The sequence below is a fragment of the Pacificoceanicola onchidii genome (assembly GCF_004804335.1).
GTDB lineage: Bacteria > Pseudomonadota > Alphaproteobacteria > Rhodobacterales > Rhodobacteraceae > Pacificoceanicola > Pacificoceanicola onchidii.
In genome coordinates this window covers 317,045-332,093 of record NZ_SRXY01000005.1, presented here as the reverse complement: position 1 = coordinate 332,093, position 15,049 = coordinate 317,045, and the positions used below count along the sequence as shown (strand labels likewise).

Here is a 15,049-nt window from a genome sequence, read left to right as displayed (position 1 = left end):
CGGACGGCAGCGGCTAAGTCTTAATGGAGTATTAACTTCCGGACGCCTGTCCGGTTTTCCGGTGCCGTCCAAACCCAGATTGCAGGTAGGGCCATCCGGATCAGCGCGAACACGGACCTTTAGGGAATAGATCACATGTCAGAACCATATCTCGGCGAAATCATGATGTTTGGCGGCAATTTCGCGATCCGCGCTTGGGCCTTCTGCGACGGCCAATTGCTGCCCATCGCGCAAAACACCGCTCTGTTTTCCATTCTTGGCACCACCTATGGCGGCGACGGTCGGTCAACATTCGGTCTGCCGGAAATGCGCGGCCGTTTCCCGATCCATGCCGGCAGCGGCACCGGTCCCGGTCTGAGCCAACGCCGGCTGGGCGCAAAGGGTGGTGCACAGACCGTGACCCTGACTACGAGCGAAATTCCATCGCACACCCATAATCCGATCATTCAAGCCGAAACGCGCCGGGCAAACTCTGACGATCCAGAGGGCAACATGCTGGCGGCACGCACCACCGGGTATCGTGCGCCGGCACCGTCCGCAAACGTGTCGCTGAGCGAGGAGTCCATCGTGGAAAGCTCCGTTGGCGGCGGCCAGTCTCACGAAAACATGCCACCCTTCATCGCTGTCAACTACCTCATCGCCCTGCAGGGCATCTTCCCGTCGCGCAGTTGATAGAGCGGGGATATGACGATGCTAGACACGGATAACCGCCTGTCCCGCCGCGAAGCGCTTCTGGTAAAGGGGGCCTGCCTGACCGCCGTCGCCCTGCCCGGCACCGCAAGCGCGGCGTTGATGGATCAACCCAAGGCACCGGGACAAACCGCAGCCTTGGCCGCGCCGCGTTGGGAGACCACGACCAGCGCCGAAATGGCCGGTCTGGTCGGGGATCGCTTTCGGTTTCGCTCTGCTGAGCATGGGACCATTGTTCTGAAGCTTGTCGAGCTCGAGGATCACCCCTCCGGCCCGCATCGCCCGGCGCATCTGCCACGCCGCGATGGCATGACGGCCCTTTTCGAAGGTCCGGACATGGCACCGATCGTGGCCGACGGCGGCGGAACCTTCGAGGTCTCGCACCCGCGCATGGGACGCGCGACGCTCTATGTGACAGCCGCGCCAACCAGAAGCGGCAGCGCGCTGGTTGAGCTTGTCCTGAACTGAGCAAACAGACAGTATGGCATCGGCCTCTGCCCTAACGGCGGAGGCCGATGTGCATTTTGGAGCGCTTCATGCAGCCACTCTTTCCCAAAGGGGCCGTCAGTTTCCGGCCAACGCAGGATACGGACCGCGACTTTCTCAAGGCGCTTTATGCCAGCACCCGCGAATGGGAGTTCCAGATCACCAACTGGACCCCGGCGGACAAGGCGGACTTTCTGGAACAACAGTTCAAGACGCAGGACTTGTCCTACCGTATGCAGTTCCTCAGCGCGCAGTTCCTGATCATCGAACTGGACGGCGTGCCCATTGGTCGGCTGTACCTGGACCGGCAGGACGACTGCCTTTACATCATCGAGTTTACCATTGCCGAAGCCTATCGCGGGCGCGGGATCGGCACGGACATCCTCAAATCCCTGCTCAACGAAGCCTGGGGCGGGAAGGTTCCGGCCCGGCTCAGTGTCCACCACGGCAATCCCGTGATGGCGCTGTATCAAAGGCTGGGGTTTCGCCCTATCGCAAACACCGGCACGCACTACCGCATGGAGTGGCGGCCGGACCTGACCCCGCGAGAGATTTGACCCGGCTTAGCTGAAACCGATTTCGTAGAGCATGCAGCTGTGGTCCTGACGGAACGGAACCATGAACAGCTCGAGCGTGCCAAGCTCTGGAAAGTCAATGGCATAGACGCCCTGATCCACCACCGGCTCGCGCGGTCCTTCGATCACGATAACAAAGGCTTCGCGCGGAGGAATGACCTTGCCGTCGATTTCGAGATGGCTGTCCCGCTTGGTTTTGGCACCCAGCGATTTGACATTGTCGAGCGTCATCGAAACGCTTTCACCGCCAGCGGTCACCGTTATGGATTTCCCGGTGAGCGGCTCGAAATGGCCGGGGGCCAGAGTGGCAAGATCAATCATGGAACACGCATCTCCTCGCTGCAGCCCCTGAACAGGACCGCAAGAGGCATGGAAGGTCAATCGCGATTCCCACGGCTTTGGCTCTGTTGGCGTGGAAAAGCCCCAGATTGCCGGCATTTCCGGAGCCTGAGCTGTTGCAATTGGGACAATTTCACAACTTTGCGCCGTAAGGGCAGTCTGGTGTGCTGAAAATCACTTTGCAGCGCGGCGAAATTCGTTAACACTGCGCGGGAGCAGTGCGGAGGGGTGAATTTATGCCTTTCTTCGCCTTGAAGACGTCAGCCGCGTTCCTTCCGCAGAACGTGCAAATTTGGAGAATAAAATGCCCCTTTTTGAGTTTGATGAAGGCAGCGCTTCTGGTCCTTTTGGAGGCACCAACCCATCGATTCCGTTTTCGGATACGGGCAGCGGTTCGACGGTTAACTTCACCATCAGCACCAGCGGTAACCCGGGCGGCGGCAACCAGCTGACTTATTCGCCGGGGACAGCAGGCGGGCAGATCTCAATTTCGGATACGGATGCCGCAGGCACCTGGACGCTTGATGTCACCAATGTCGCCAGCAACTTCTCCGGCAACCTGACAATCAACCTCGGCTCGTCGATCTCCGGCAGCTGGCAGATCTTCTTGAGCGGTACCGCCGGCAACTTCACCACCACCGTCACCACTGCAGACGCGAATAGTCCGGTCGTCATTTCCCAAGGTGGAACTAACGAATTCACGACAATCAAATTTGTCGCAATCGGCGGCACGCCTTACCTTACCCTCGACAGCCTGAATGCCACGCTTGTGTGTTACCTCGAAGGCACCGGCATCGAAACCACGCGCGGCCGCGTCAAGGTCGAAGACCTGTTGCCCGGCGACATGCTCGCGCTGGCAGGCGGCGGCGAGACAGAGGTCAAATGGGTCGGCGTCCAACCGATTGACGCGCGCACCGCGCACCCGGCCAAGGTCAACCCGATCTGCATCACCGAAGGGGCAATTGCAGATGGCGTGCCGAGCCGCGATCTGTTTGTCTCCCCGGACCACGCTGTGGAAATCGACGGTCTGCTGTTCAACGCCAGTGCATTGGTGAACGGCTCCTCGATCTACAAGGTCGCCTCCATGCCGCAGACCGGTTTCACCTACTATCACATCGAGACCAACACCCACGAATTGATCCTCGCCGAGGGCCTTTCGGCTGAGAGCTACCTCGACAACCCGGATCGAAGCGCCTTCATCAACGGCGACGAACGCGCTGATGCGCCGATGATCCAGGAAATGGCCCTGCCTCGCATTCTCGCATCGCGCATGGTCCCTGCTGACATTACAGCCCGCCTTGAGGCTCGCGCAGCCGAGCGTTTCGAAAACGTCTCCGCCGCCTGATCCGGTTGGCTCACATCGCATGACGAAGGCCGGGCACTTGTCCCGGCCTTTTTCGTTGGGGAGAGCATTTGACCATGACAGCTTTGAACAAACTGGTGGAAAGGCAAATCCAGAAAGCCATCGCAGAAGGCCAGCTTCGCAACCTTGAAGGCGAAGGCCGCCCCCTGCCCGACCGTTCCGGCGAGGCGCTGACAGATGTTGCCACGGCGGTCGCCGCACGCATCATGGCCGAAGCCGGAGCCTTGCCGGAAGAATTTCGCATCCGCAAACTTCTGGACGCCGCCAAGGAGGCTTATCGCGACGCTAAAGGAACCGAGGAAAAACAGATTGCCATGGCTTTGATCGCGGACTTGCAACAGCGCTATAACATCGCGGTCGAGGCGCGCCGCAAGTTCATGAAATAGCCTGCCCGCGCAGGAAATTCTCAAAAAAGACAGGGGTAAATGGCCCTTGAGACGTTTGCAAAACACCCCGGAGCAATCTAAATTTCCGGGAAGAGCAGAACACGACAAACCCCGCGCCTAAACGATGGGAGCCGACAGATGAGTACCTCCGTGGCCGAAACCAACGCCGCCAAACTCGCCAGCATCAATTCCGACATTGACCGGATCGTGCAGCACCAGGCCGCTGGTCGCTTTGATGCGGCAGAAGCGATGATCGACGACCTTCTGGCCAAGAACCCGCCATATGCGCGTCTATTTCATCTCAAGGGTCTTGTGCTGGCCCAAAAGGGAGAACGCGCGGAGGCCAAGGCGCTTTTACGAGAGGTTCTGCGAGAAGAGAGCAAGGACGTCACGGTGATGACCGATCTCGGCACGCTGCACGCGCAGGATGGCGAGTTGGACGAGGCGATTGCACAATTCAGGGCCGCCATCGAAATCGCTCCGAACCTGCCGCTTGCACAGGCCAACCTCGGCGCGGCCTATCTGGTCAAGCAAGAGGTTGGCCCGGCGATCAAGGCTTTGGAGAAAGCTGTAGAACTGGACGACAAGGTTCTGGATTCGCTCGTTAATCTGGCGCAGGCGCATGTCCGTATTTCGAACTTCGAGCGCGCAATCGACGTGCTGTTCCGCGCTTTGGTGATCGATCCCCAGAACGCGCCGGTGCACGCCCATCTTGCCCATGCCCTGTTCCGGCACGAGCGGCCAGATACCGCCGAACACCACGCCCGCCGCGCGATGGAACTCGCGCCGGATGCCGTCGAGCCGAAGATGCACCTTGGCAACATTTTGGCCTCCATCGGACGGCTGGACGAGGCGGCGGAGGTTCTTCTCGATGCCGCTAAGCAAGCCCCGCGCGGACTTGGCGCGTTGGTGCGGCTTGTAAACCTGCGCAAGACCACCGGAGGCAGCCCGGAGTTTGCGCTTCTGGACGCTTACAAATCCCTGTTGGACAAATACCCCGATGAGCCGCGCAGTGCGCTCTTGTTCGCGCTCGCCAAGGCCAACTCTGATATGGGCCGGGATGAGGCGGCAATGGATTACTACGCGCAAGGCAATGCGCTGACGCGCAAGCTGCACCCTTATAACGACGCGGACGCCGCCGCGCGGGCCGAGCGTTTGATGTCGCTGGCCTCGCCCGAGCTTCTGAAGCGCTGCTCCGGCGCAGGGCTGACCGATGTTGCCCCGATCTTCATCTGCGGCATGCCGCGCTCCGGCACGACGCTCATGGATCAGATGTTCTCGCGCCACCCGAAGGTTCAGGCCGGCGGCGAGCTGTCCGCCTCTGTTAAAGCGATGGCCCGCAATGGCCAGTTGCGCGCCGCTCTGGAGAAGGAAATATCGCCAGACGCTCTGACGGCGGATGATTTCGCACGGCTGGGCGAGGATTACGTGGCTGCTCTGCACCGCGAAGGGCTGCGCGGCGAATATGTCTCGGACAAGATGCCGGGCAATTACCTGTTCATTCCGCTGCTGGCCGCGGCCCTGCCCCGCGCCCGGTTCCTGATCATGCGGCGCAATCCGATGGATTGCCTGTTGTCGAACTACGTGCAGAACTTCGGGGCGAACCAGACGTTTTCCACCAGTTTCGAGAGCCTTGGCGCGGTCTATCGCCGATTTGATCAGATCGCGCGCACCTGGACGGATCGCTTGCCGCAGCAGGTGCGCGAGGTCTCCTACGAAGACCTTGTTACCGATGCGGACGGCACCATGCGCGGCATTCTGGAGTTTGTCGGGCTGGAGTGGGACGAGGCCGTTCTGGACCCGTCGAAATCCACGCGCCACGTCAACACCGCCTCTTTTGCGCAGGTGCGCCAACCAATTTACGGCACATCCGTTGCCCGCTGGCGGCGCTATGGTCCGCTGCTGAAAGACCTCGCCGCCGAGGTGCAGGACTTCCTGTCAGACGAGGATCGTCAGGCCGCCGGGCTGACCGATCCGGCCTGATCGCATGGCAGAGCAGCCCGAATGGCAGGATCAGGCCGATGCGGCGGATCAGGCGCTCGACGCGAATGATCTGACCGCCGCGCGCACGGCTTTTGAGGCGGCGCTCACCCATGTTTTGCCCGCCAAGCTCTGGCTCCTGGAAGCGGAACTCACGCGGCGCGAAGGCGATCTGGTCCGGGCGGAGCGTTTGCTCACGCTTGCCGAAGAGGCCCATCCAAGCAACTTCTGGCCTGCGTTGAAACGAGCCGAACTGCTGGTCGAGCAAGACCGAAACGAAGAGGCTGCGACCGCGCTCGACACTGTGCACGCCCGGGGCGGGATCACGGAGTACCCGGCCTTTCTCGCGATGGAGATCCCGCTCCGGCAAACCCTGTCGCAGCCCGCTCCGCTCGCGCGTGCGCTGACCGCCTATCTGCCGCACGCGCCAAAGGGTTATGATCCTGCGCCACCCCTGAATGCGCTTCAGGCCATGCCCGGCGGCACCGGTCTGGCCGCGCCGATTTACCATGCGCTGCTCGTTGAAGATCCGGAAAATCTGACCTTACGTCTGGATTACGCCGAGCTTCTCAAACGCCCCTGCCCGCCCGAAGCCACAGCGACAGGACTGGCCTTTCTTCTGGAGGCTACGGATCGCGAATCCCCGCCCGACGCGGCGCCGCCGCTGGAGTTTGCCATTCCGCTGGCACGGGCCTATCGCCAGCTTGGCCAGCTGCCCGAGGAAGAGGCGATCCTGACCCGCACCGCCAGCAAACTGCCCGGTGCGCCCGCCTTGCTGCGCTACCTGTTTTCGAGCCAGATGGCCTCGGCTGATGCTGAAATCCTTGAAGCGGTTCTGATTGGGCTCGAGCCTCTCCTCACGCCGCGTCTGCATGTGGAGCTATCCGCGCAGGCCGCGCTGGCGCTTGGCAACTGGGACGATGCGGTTCGGCTTCTTAAGCCTGCGCAGGCGAGCAACAAGGCGCCGCATGAAGCGCAAATGCTCGCCACCGCGCTGATCGGTCAGGGCCGCTATGCGCTTGCCCTGCGCTATCTTGCCTTCTGCATCCGGCGCTGGCCGCAGGCGCGCGGCCTCGTCAGCTTCCGGATTGTCTGGGCTCTGAAACTGGGGCGGCTGACGCTTGCCGAGGCTGCCATTGACGCCGCCGAGAAGAGCCTGCCTCCGGCCGAGATCACCGCGCACCGGATGACTCTGGCGGGAATGCGTAACGATCTGGAAGCGGCCATGGTGCATTATGCCCGTCTGCGAGACGCCGCCCAGCTCTCCCGGCAGCACCGCATCACCATGGCCAAGCTGATCTACAGCCTTGCGGACATCCCCAGACTTGACGACATCCGCGCCGCCATTGGTGATCCCTTGGGCGAAACCGGAGGCCTGCTGCACCGCACGGGTTTGGCCGGAACCATGTCGCTGGAGCTTCAACTCGAAGAACGTGATTACAAGATGCGCGGCGGCTATGACAAGATCGCCGACTGGCGCCACACGCGCCCCGATAGCGTCATTCCCGCGCTGCGCTTGATTGACGAATGGCGCCGCCAAACCCCTGCGATGACCGGCGGGCCGGACATTCCGAAGCGCATTTTCCAATACTGGGACGCCGCGACCCCGCCAAAATCCGTTCAGGCCATGTCTGACAGTTGGGCCGCTGCCGAAGGGTTCACCTATGAGCTGTGGGACCGCCCTCGCGCCGTGACTTTCCTGCGCGAAGAGTTTGGCCCGCGCTGGGTACAAGCCTTTGAAATGGCGCGTAATCCGGCGGAGGAATCGGATCTTTTGCGCCTATGCCTTTTGGTCAAGCATGGCGGCGTCTGGGCCGATGCGGATGACGTGCTCTACGGCGATCTGGCCGGGCTGCTGGATGAGGTCGCCGGGTTGATGGTCTACCGCGAAGCTTTGGGCGGCGCACTCGGCAACAACATCATCGCCGCCGCGCCGGGCCATCCGGCGCTGATCCACGCGGCGAAACTGGTGCGCAAAGCTCTTCTGGACCGCACGGCAGAGATCGCCTGGGGCAAGACAGGCCCCGGTGTCCTGACCCGCGCGATCGCTCACTTCCTGGTCCAGACCGAGGTTTCCCGAGACGATTACCCGCTCACCGTGATTGACAACGACCGGCTCGCGCGCGTTGTCGCCATGCACAATCCTGTCCGTTACAAGACCCTGCCCAGCCATTGGGCCGCCGGCGGCACGCGCGCGCGCCCCAGCCAGGTCTGGCCAGTGCTGCGCGCGGCGTTGGAAGACACCAAGGAATAAGCCGCTACAACGGCCAGAACAGCGGGATCAGGAGTGCGGACAGCAGGCCTATGCTCAGGTTCAGCGGCAGACCAACCTTGAGGAAGTCCGAAAACTTGTAGCCGCCGGGACCATAGACCAGCGTATTGGTCTGATAGCCGATGGGCGTGGCAAACGAACAGGACGCCGCCACCATGACCGCCACCACCAAGGGCCGCGGGTCCACACCCACGGCCTGCGCCAGAGAAATGGCAATTGGTGTGACAACCACCGCAACCGCATTGTTGGACACGCTTTCTGTCAGCACGGACGTCAGCAGGTAGACCGCCCAGATCAGAACAGGCCCCGGCAGGTTCTGCATCCAAGGCGCAAGACTGCCCGCGATCAGCGCCACCGCCCCTGTCGCCTCCAGAGCCGCACCAATGGCCAGCATGGCAAAAATCAGCGCCAGAAGCTGCCCTTCGACAAAGGAAAACGCCTCATCCGCATCAATACAGCGCGCCAGAAGGATCACCGCAACCGCCACCACCGCAAGCGACAGGATCGGGGCCAGCCCGAGCGCCGAGAGCACAACGATGCCCGTCAGCGCCCCAAGCGCCACCGGCGCGTGGCCACGCCGGAATGCCCGTGCAGACGGATGCGAGACATCAACAAGGTCCATTTCCTCCGCCAGACGCTGAATATCATCCGGCGCGCCTTCGAGCAGCAGCGTGTCGCCCACGCGGACCACCAGCTGATCAAGCTGCCGCCCGATGTTCTGGTTCCGCCGGTGCACCGCCAATGGATACACGCCAAATCGACGCCGCAAACGCAGCGCGCCAAGACTGCGGCCCACCATCTTGCAACCGGGCGTGATCAGCACCTCGACAGTGCTGGTTTCCTTGGCCGAAACCTGATCCACACGTTTGAGCGACTTGTTGCGCTGAAGCGAGAGCAGCTCCGTCATCTGGGTGCGCAGAACCACGCGGTCGCCCACCTCGAGCGTCACGCCTGACATGTTGCGCCTGAGCGATTCATCGCCCCGGATCACGTCGATCAAGCGCACGCCTTCGCGTTTGAACAGCTGCACGCCCTGCACTTCACGGCCAATCAGGTTGCTTTCGGGAGGAATGACCGCCTCGGTGAAGAACTTCATCTTCGAGCGGTCCGACAGCATCCCCGCCATGGACGTGCGCTCGGGCAGCAGGAAACGCCCGGCGAAATAGAGATACCCCAGCCCCCAGACCACAAGGATCAACGCGAGCGGCGTGACCTCAAAAATGGTAAACGGCTCCCAGCCTTCAATGTTCTGCTGCCGCGCAACCCCGTCCACCAACAGGTTTGTCGAGGTGCCGATCAGGGTCATCGTACCGCCCAGAATGGCCGCATAGCTCAGCGGAATCAAAAGCTTGGACGGGGCAACGCCCAGAACCTTGGCGATCTGCACAAAAACCGGCAGCATCACCACGACAACCGGCGTATTGTTCATGAAGGCGGACGCCACAACAACAACCGCCATGATCCCCGCCATGGCCCGCCTCGGTCGTTTGACGACCTGATCCTGCGCATAGCGTGTGAAAACGTCGAGCGCTCCGGTCCGCACCAGCCCACCCATGACGATGAACATCGCCGCAATGGTCCATGGCGCCGGGTTTGACAGGACGTTGAGCGCCGCATCGTAAGGCAGGATGCCCAGGAACAGCATTGCCGCGACGCCGCCGATGGCCGTGACTTCCACCGGGTAGGTCTCGCGCACGAAGAGCACAAACATCACGGCAACGATGCCAAGCGCCAGTGTTGCCTGCCCGGTCTGGCTCAAGTCTAACCAATTCATACGTTCTGCGCGGCCCCTGGCTCGTTATTGCGGCTTTGCATTCTGACCGCTTGCAGGCAGGGGGGCAAGGGCCTGCGCGCGCGGTTGTACAAGTGCCATGCCCGCCAGCATCAAACCCAGCGCCGCCCAGACCCAACCGCCGTAACCTTCGCCAAGGATCACCATGGCCCAGAACACACCGGACAACGTCACGCAATAGCTGACCTGCACCGCAAAAACCGATCCCGCCAACCCGACCAACCAGACATAGCCGGTATAGGCCCCGGCGTGCAGCACCGATGAGGCAACAAGCGCATAGTCCGGCGCGGACCAAGACCCGCGCGGATCAATGAACTGCCCGGTCAACAGGGACAGAGGCAGGCAGATGATCGTCCCGAACAGCGACGCACCACAAAGCAATGCCACAGGCCCGATCCCACCCCGCCCGAATTTCGCAACCAGGTTGCCTTCGAGCGCATAGCATAGCGAAGAGAGCAGCGCGATCGGCACCCAAACCAGTTGCACGGCCCGCGGCATGCTGGTCTCAGGCAGGATCAGCAGTGAGACCCCCAACATGCCAAGCGAAAGCCCCAGCAGCCTGCGCACTCGGAAATTCTCCAATCCCAAAGCCAGCGCCACCGGAAAGGCCAGCATCGGCACAGAACTCAACAGAATGGACAAAACGCCCGCAGGAAGATGCGCAGCCGCGCTGTAAGATGCCATGCCGGGCAGGACGGACCCGATCAGGGCAACACCCAGATATCGTGCGCAATGCTCCGGCCGGAACGAGAGTTTCGTGCCGCGAACGACCATGATCATGCGCAAAATGACGGTGCCAAGCGCCATCTGCCAGAACAGCAAGCCAAAATGCCTATAGCCTTCCGAGACGGCGATCTTGGCCAAAGGCTGCGTTGCCCCCCAGGCCGCACCAATCACCGCAAGCGCGGCAAAGGGCAGCCAGCGGCTCACTCAGGCCCGCTTTGTTCAAGCCGCCCGCCCTGCCGGACCATCTTGACCTTCACGGCTTTCCCTGTCCGATCGTCTGTTTCGACGAAGACTCCCGACAGGGTCGCCTCTCCCGTGGCAGGCTGGAAGCGTCCTTTGGACATGCCGGTCACAAACCGGCGCATGGGCTCGGCCTTTTCCATGCCGATGACGGAGTTGTAATCGCCGCACATGCCAGCATCACTGAGGAAGGCCGTGCCCCCCGGCAGGATCTGCGCATCCCCCGTCGGCACGTGCGTGTGCGTGCCCACGACGAGGCTGGCACGCCCGTCGCAAAAATGGCCAAGCCCCATCTTCTCCGACGTCGCCTCGCAATGCACATCCACGATGATCGCCTGCGCCTGCCCGCCCAGCGGATGCCGACGCAGGACGTCGTCCATGGCGGAAAACGGATCATCGAAAGCCCGCTTCATGAACACCTGCCCCAGAACCTGCGCAACCAGAACCTTGCGCCCGCGCCGATCCGTAAACAGCGCCGCGCCGCGCCCCGGAGCCTGTTTCGCAAAGTTGATCGGACGGATGATGCGATTGTCGCTTTCGATATGCGTCAGCATATCTTTCTGGTCAAAAGCATGATCCCCAAGCGTGACCACATCCGCGCCCGCCTCAAAAAGCAGATTGGCATGGCCTGCGGTCAGCCCCGCCCCGTTGGACGCATTCTCGCCATTGACCACAACGAAATCCAGCCGCCAATCCTCGCGCAGCTTCGCCAGCCGGTCCTGAATCCCCTGCCGCCCGGAGCGGCCCACCACATCGCCAAGAAAAAGAAGTCTCATGGGAAGGGAGGATTAGTTCGACAGCGGCAGAAATTGAAGAGGGAAAGCGCAACGCCGACGCTTCTTCGCCTGCCTCATTCCAAGGGCGGCCAAAAGCGCGGCACCACACCACGGGAACCATTCCAGCGCCCCACAATGTTTCTTTGTGCCTCAAATATCCCGGGGAGTCGCCGCAGGCGGCGGGGCAGAGCCCCTATTTGCACGCCATGGCCGCTTCCACAGCGGAGGACGCATAGCGGCCTAGATCGCGGCTAGTCAGCCTTCCACCTTCGAGTTGCAGGGCGATGACCCTCTGCCACCCGCCATCGGCAACAATCATCTCCGGCCCCTGCCCGCAGTCGCGCACACCGCCCTCGATATAGTCCCAGCCAATTCGGTGATTGGTAAAGCCCGGCGCGGACGCAACTTCTGTCAGCCCGCCATCCTTGAAGCGCCATACGCGCAGGGTCTTGGCCAGATGCGGTCGGTCAATATAGGCAATTTCAACATGCCCGTCACCGTCCATGTCTGCCGCCCCGATCGGCGCAAGCCAGCGGTTGCGGCGGCCAATGTGCGGCGTCGCCGCGATCTTTTCGCCGGAGCCCGCGTAGGCAGCAAGCTGAGCGCCTCGGTCCGCCTGGGATTCGACAACAATCACATCATTGCAGCCGTCGAGATCGACATCCACCAAACGTGGTTCAAGGTCTTCGAAGACACGATCCTGTGGCAGGATCACGGTCTTCACAAGCCCTTGGACCCATAGCTTCAGCGCACCATATTCGACGTCGTCGCCCAGAACCCCATGCGCATAACGCGTCGTGGGCCCGTCATACTCCGCCCGGCTCACGCAGTCCGCGGCAGCCCCGCTCGCCCAAAGCCCCAACGACAGCCCCGCGCCGCGCGCAAACCCGCGCCAGAGGCGCAACGGCAGACGCGGCGCTTTGCGCATCAGATCTGTTTTTCCGGCAGGTTGACGATCAACCCGTCCAGAGCGTCAGTCACCTTGATCTGGCAGGTCAGGCGGGAGCGAGACATGTCCGGCTCGAACGCGAAGTCCAGCATGTCCTCTTCCATGTCGTCCATCTTTGGCAGCTTCTCGACCCAATCGGCGTGCACGTAGACGTGGCACGTCGAACAGGCGCAAGCGCCGCCGCAGTCCGCATCAATGCCGGGGACGTTGTTGTCCCGCGCGCCTTCCATGACGGTCAGGCCGGCCGGCACGTCAACAACGTGCTCGGTCCCGTCATGCTCGATATAGGTGATTCTGGCCATCTAGCTGCTCCTATTCGTCTCGCACTGCTCTTCGTAATACCGCTTGCGAGGCTCCGCCAGCCCCGAAATTCCCAAGGGCCTCCGGACTTTTCACGCGGCCACCCATGTTCTATATTTGTTCGCATGACTAATCCACCGCAACAACACTGGCCCCGCCCTCCCGCGGCGTTGACCGCCGCGCAGATCCTTCTGCCGCCCAATGGTGCACGCGTTACCGTGGCTGGCATCGTCATCCTGCGGCAACGGCCGGGCACCGCCAAAGGCGTGATCTTCCTGACGCTTGAGGATGAAACCGGGGTGGTCAATGTCATCGTCTGGCGCAAGATGTATGAGCGGTTTCGCCGGGCGGTGATCTCCGGGCGGCTGTTGCGCGTGACCGGACAGCTGCAGCGGGAAAACAACGTTGTGCATATTATTGCCGATGAGATTGAGGATATCTCGCAACTGCTCGACCGGCTTCTTGATCCGGCGCTTCCCACAGGGCGCATTCCCGGCTAACCTCTGCGGAACGAAAAGGCACGCAAGAGGCCCGAGCAGATGAAAGCCCCCTTTGTACCGCTTGCGGTGTTGGCGCTGAGCGCCTGCACCCATGGTGGCCAATGGTCCGACCCCGGCGTCAGCCGGACGGAAACGGCTGTGCCGATGCCAGAGCCCGCGCCGCTGCCTGAAGTTCCAAACTCCGCCGAAGCATTGGAGATCGCCTCGATCGAAGCCTCGGTCGACAGCGCTCTGCGCCCTCTGTCAGAAAAAGCGCCGGTTCGCCTGACCCCGGCAGTGCCCGATACCCCTGCCCTGAAGCCCCTCACCGCCGCAGCGTCCCGGGTGTGCCGCGCGCGCGAGCAGACCCCGGCGGTTTATGAGCAGGTCATGGGCGAAGTGCAGGTTGTGCAGGCCGTGCTTGCGCCCGATGGCACCGTGCTGCGCCCGCCCGTCTATCGCAAGGGCCCGGTGCCGCGCATCGTCCGGCCCAGGGCCGAGATCTCTTTTGAGGCGCCCTGCCCCGAACAGATGACCCCGGACTTCGTCGCCTCCCTGCAACGCGCGCTTGGCGCACGCGGCTATTTCGCGGGCAATGTCACCGGACAGATGGACGCCCCAACAGCGGCGGCTCTGAAGCGGTATCAGGCCGAACGCGGGCTCGACAGCGCGCAGCTGTCGCTGGAAACCGCGCGCGCGCTTGGGCTCGTGGCCGTCGGCAACGCCGGATAGAGCGTTTCCCGTTATTTCCTGGATCACCCATGCTCTGCCGCGATGCGCGCTCGGCGGCCAATGGCGATGCCCTTTGGCCCCAAACAAGCCGAAAGCGTTTTACCCCCCAAAAACGAAAAACGCCGCCCCCATGGGAGCGGCGTTTCAAAATCTCGCAAAGGGCAAAGCTTAGAAGCCGAGACCTTCGTATTTCTTCTTGAACTTGGAGACGCGGCCGCCCTGGTCGAGCATACGGCCGGTGCCGCCGGTCCAGGCCGGATGCACGGTCGGGTCGATGTCGAGCTGAAGCGTGTCGCCTTCCTTGCCCCACGTGGTGCGGGTCTGGAACTCGGTCCCGTCGGTCATCTTGACGGTGACGAGGTGGTAGTCGGGATGCAGATCCTTTTTCATCTCGTCTCTCCTTACGCGTCTGCGCCCTTGAGGGGCTTGTAGTTGGTGTCTTCTGCGATACGGGCGGATTTGCCGCGACGCTCACGCAGGTAGTACAGCTTGGCGCGGCGGACGCGGCCACGGCGGACAACCTCGATGGACTCGATGTTGGTCGAGTACAGCGGGAATACGCGCTCAACGCCTTCACCAAAGGAAATCTTGCGAACGGTGAACGAGCCTGCGATGCCTGCGCCGTTCTTACGGCTGATGCAAACGCCTTCGTAGTTCTGCACACGGGTGCGTGTGCCTTCGGTCACCTTGTAGCCAACGCGAACGGTGTCGCCGGCTTTGAAGTCGGGAATTTTCTTCCCAAGCGCAGCAATCTGCTCCGCTTCCAATTCTGCGATCAGGTCCATCTGATCAACTCCTATGTTACACGCGGTTTGCCCGCGGATGATGTCTGTCAGACGATTGATTTCATACCGAAATGTCGCCCAGCAGCTGTTGTTTTGCTTGCGGTGGCAGGCCACCAAATCCAATGGCCCCGGAAAACCGGAGCCATCGGATGGCCCCCTTTACGGATAACCGGCCCGCA

At 62.0% G+C, this 15,049-nt stretch carries 17 protein-coding genes; 9 read left to right on the top strand and 8 right to left on the bottom strand.

Going from position 1 to position 15,049, the window contains the following annotated elements:
• Nucleotides 1–135: 135 nt before the first annotated feature.
• From E4662_RS15170 to E4662_RS15160, 3 genes are all read left to right on the top strand, one after another.
• Entirely contained in the window at nt 136–672 is a 537-nt protein-coding gene (locus tag E4662_RS15170; protein ID WP_136442431.1) for a phage tail protein, read from the top strand.
• Between the two features lie 18 nt (nt 673–690).
• On the top strand, nt 691–1,158 hold the full coding sequence (locus E4662_RS15165) for a DUF6916 family protein (RefSeq protein WP_136442430.1): 468 nt from the start codon (nt 691–693) through the stop codon (nt 1,156–1,158).
• Nucleotides 1,159–1,226: 68 nt separating this feature from the next.
• On the top strand, nt 1,227–1,733 hold the full coding sequence (locus E4662_RS15160) for a GNAT family N-acetyltransferase (RefSeq protein WP_168797990.1): 507 nt from the start codon (nt 1,227–1,229) through the stop codon (nt 1,731–1,733).
• Between the two features lie 6 nt (nt 1,734–1,739).
• On the opposite strand, the gene E4662_RS15155 is transcribed toward E4662_RS15160, so the two are convergent.
• The gene (locus tag E4662_RS15155; protein ID WP_136442428.1) at nt 1,740–2,072 is read right to left on the bottom strand and encodes a DUF6916 family protein; all 333 of its coding nucleotides are present in this window, start codon (nt 2,070–2,072) and stop codon (nt 1,740–1,742) included.
• Between the two features lie 322 nt (nt 2,073–2,394).
• Here E4662_RS15155 and E4662_RS15150 point away from each other — a divergent pair, with 322 nt between their 5' ends.
• The 4 genes from E4662_RS15150 to E4662_RS15135 all read left to right on the top strand — a co-directional run bounded on the left by E4662_RS15150 (nt 2,395) and on the right by E4662_RS15135 (nt 8,073).
• Nucleotides 2,395–3,435, top strand: coding sequence for a Hint domain-containing protein (locus tag E4662_RS15150; RefSeq protein WP_136442427.1), 1,041 nt, complete (start codon nt 2,395–2,397; stop codon nt 3,433–3,435).
• Nucleotides 3,436–3,509: 74 nt separating this feature from the next.
• Complete coding sequence (locus E4662_RS15145; protein WP_136442426.1) at nt 3,510–3,839, top strand: DnaJ family domain-containing protein; 330 nt, start codon at nt 3,510–3,512, stop codon at nt 3,837–3,839.
• Nucleotides 3,840–3,977: 138 nt separating this feature from the next.
• A complete protein-coding gene (locus E4662_RS15140) occupies nt 3,978–5,822 on the top strand; it encodes a tetratricopeptide repeat-containing sulfotransferase family protein (RefSeq protein WP_136442425.1) in 1,845 nt (614 codons plus the stop codon).
• 4 nt (nt 5,823–5,826) lie between these two features.
• Nucleotides 5,827–8,073: a tetratricopeptide repeat protein gene (locus tag E4662_RS15135; protein ID WP_136442424.1), complete on the top strand. Its 2,247-nt coding sequence runs from the start codon at nt 5,827–5,829 to the stop codon at nt 8,071–8,073.
• Between the two features lie 4 nt (nt 8,074–8,077).
• Here the strand turns inward: E4662_RS15135 and E4662_RS15130 are convergent, their stop codons facing one another.
• The 5 genes from E4662_RS15130 to E4662_RS15110 all read right to left on the bottom strand — a co-directional run bounded on the left by E4662_RS15130 (nt 8,078) and on the right by E4662_RS15110 (nt 12,876).
• Complete coding sequence (locus E4662_RS15130; RefSeq protein ID WP_136442423.1) at nt 8,078–9,865, bottom strand: SLC13 family permease; 1,788 nt, start codon at nt 9,863–9,865, stop codon at nt 8,078–8,080.
• Between the two features lie 24 nt (nt 9,866–9,889).
• A complete protein-coding gene (locus tag E4662_RS15125; protein WP_136442422.1) occupies nt 9,890–10,813 on the bottom strand; it encodes a DMT family transporter in 924 nt (307 codons plus the stop codon).
• Nucleotides 10,810–11,625, bottom strand: a complete 816-nt coding sequence (locus E4662_RS15120; protein WP_136442421.1) for a TIGR00282 family metallophosphoesterase — start codon at nt 11,623–11,625, stop codon at nt 10,810–10,812. The genes E4662_RS15125 and E4662_RS15120 overlap by 4 nt, the downstream gene beginning before the upstream one ends.
• 193 nt (nt 11,626–11,818) lie before the next feature.
• Entirely contained in the window at nt 11,819–12,553 is a 735-nt protein-coding gene (locus tag E4662_RS15115; RefSeq protein WP_168797989.1) for an FG-GAP repeat domain-containing protein, read from the bottom strand.
• Complete coding sequence (locus E4662_RS15110; RefSeq protein WP_136442420.1) at nt 12,553–12,876, bottom strand: 2Fe-2S iron-sulfur cluster-binding protein; 324 nt, start codon at nt 12,874–12,876, stop codon at nt 12,553–12,555. The genes E4662_RS15115 and E4662_RS15110 overlap by 1 nt, the downstream gene beginning before the upstream one ends.
• A gap of 123 nt (nt 12,877–12,999) precedes the next feature.
• Between E4662_RS15110 and E4662_RS15105 the strand changes: the two genes are divergently transcribed.
• The gene (locus tag E4662_RS15105) at nt 13,000–13,374 is read left to right on the top strand and encodes an OB-fold nucleic acid binding domain-containing protein (protein WP_136442419.1); all 375 of its coding nucleotides are present in this window, start codon (nt 13,000–13,002) and stop codon (nt 13,372–13,374) included.
• A 39-nt stretch (nt 13,375–13,413) separates the two neighbouring features.
• Nucleotides 13,414–14,085 (top strand): peptidoglycan-binding domain-containing protein, encoded by a 672-nt coding sequence (locus tag E4662_RS15100; RefSeq protein ID WP_240705206.1) that lies wholly within the window; start codon nt 13,414–13,416, stop codon nt 14,083–14,085.
• A 168-nt stretch (nt 14,086–14,253) separates the two neighbouring features.
• Here E4662_RS15100 and rpmE read toward each other — a convergent pair whose 3' ends face one another.
• On the bottom strand, nt 14,254–14,475 hold the full coding sequence (gene rpmE, locus E4662_RS15095) for a 50S ribosomal protein L31 (protein ID WP_136442418.1): 222 nt from the start codon (nt 14,473–14,475) through the stop codon (nt 14,254–14,256).
• Nucleotides 14,476–14,486: 11 nt separating this feature from the next.
• Nucleotides 14,487–14,870: a 50S ribosomal protein L19 gene (gene rplS, locus E4662_RS15090; RefSeq protein ID WP_136442417.1), complete on the bottom strand. Its 384-nt coding sequence runs from the start codon at nt 14,868–14,870 to the stop codon at nt 14,487–14,489.
• Nucleotides 14,871–15,049: the final 179 nt, after the last annotated feature.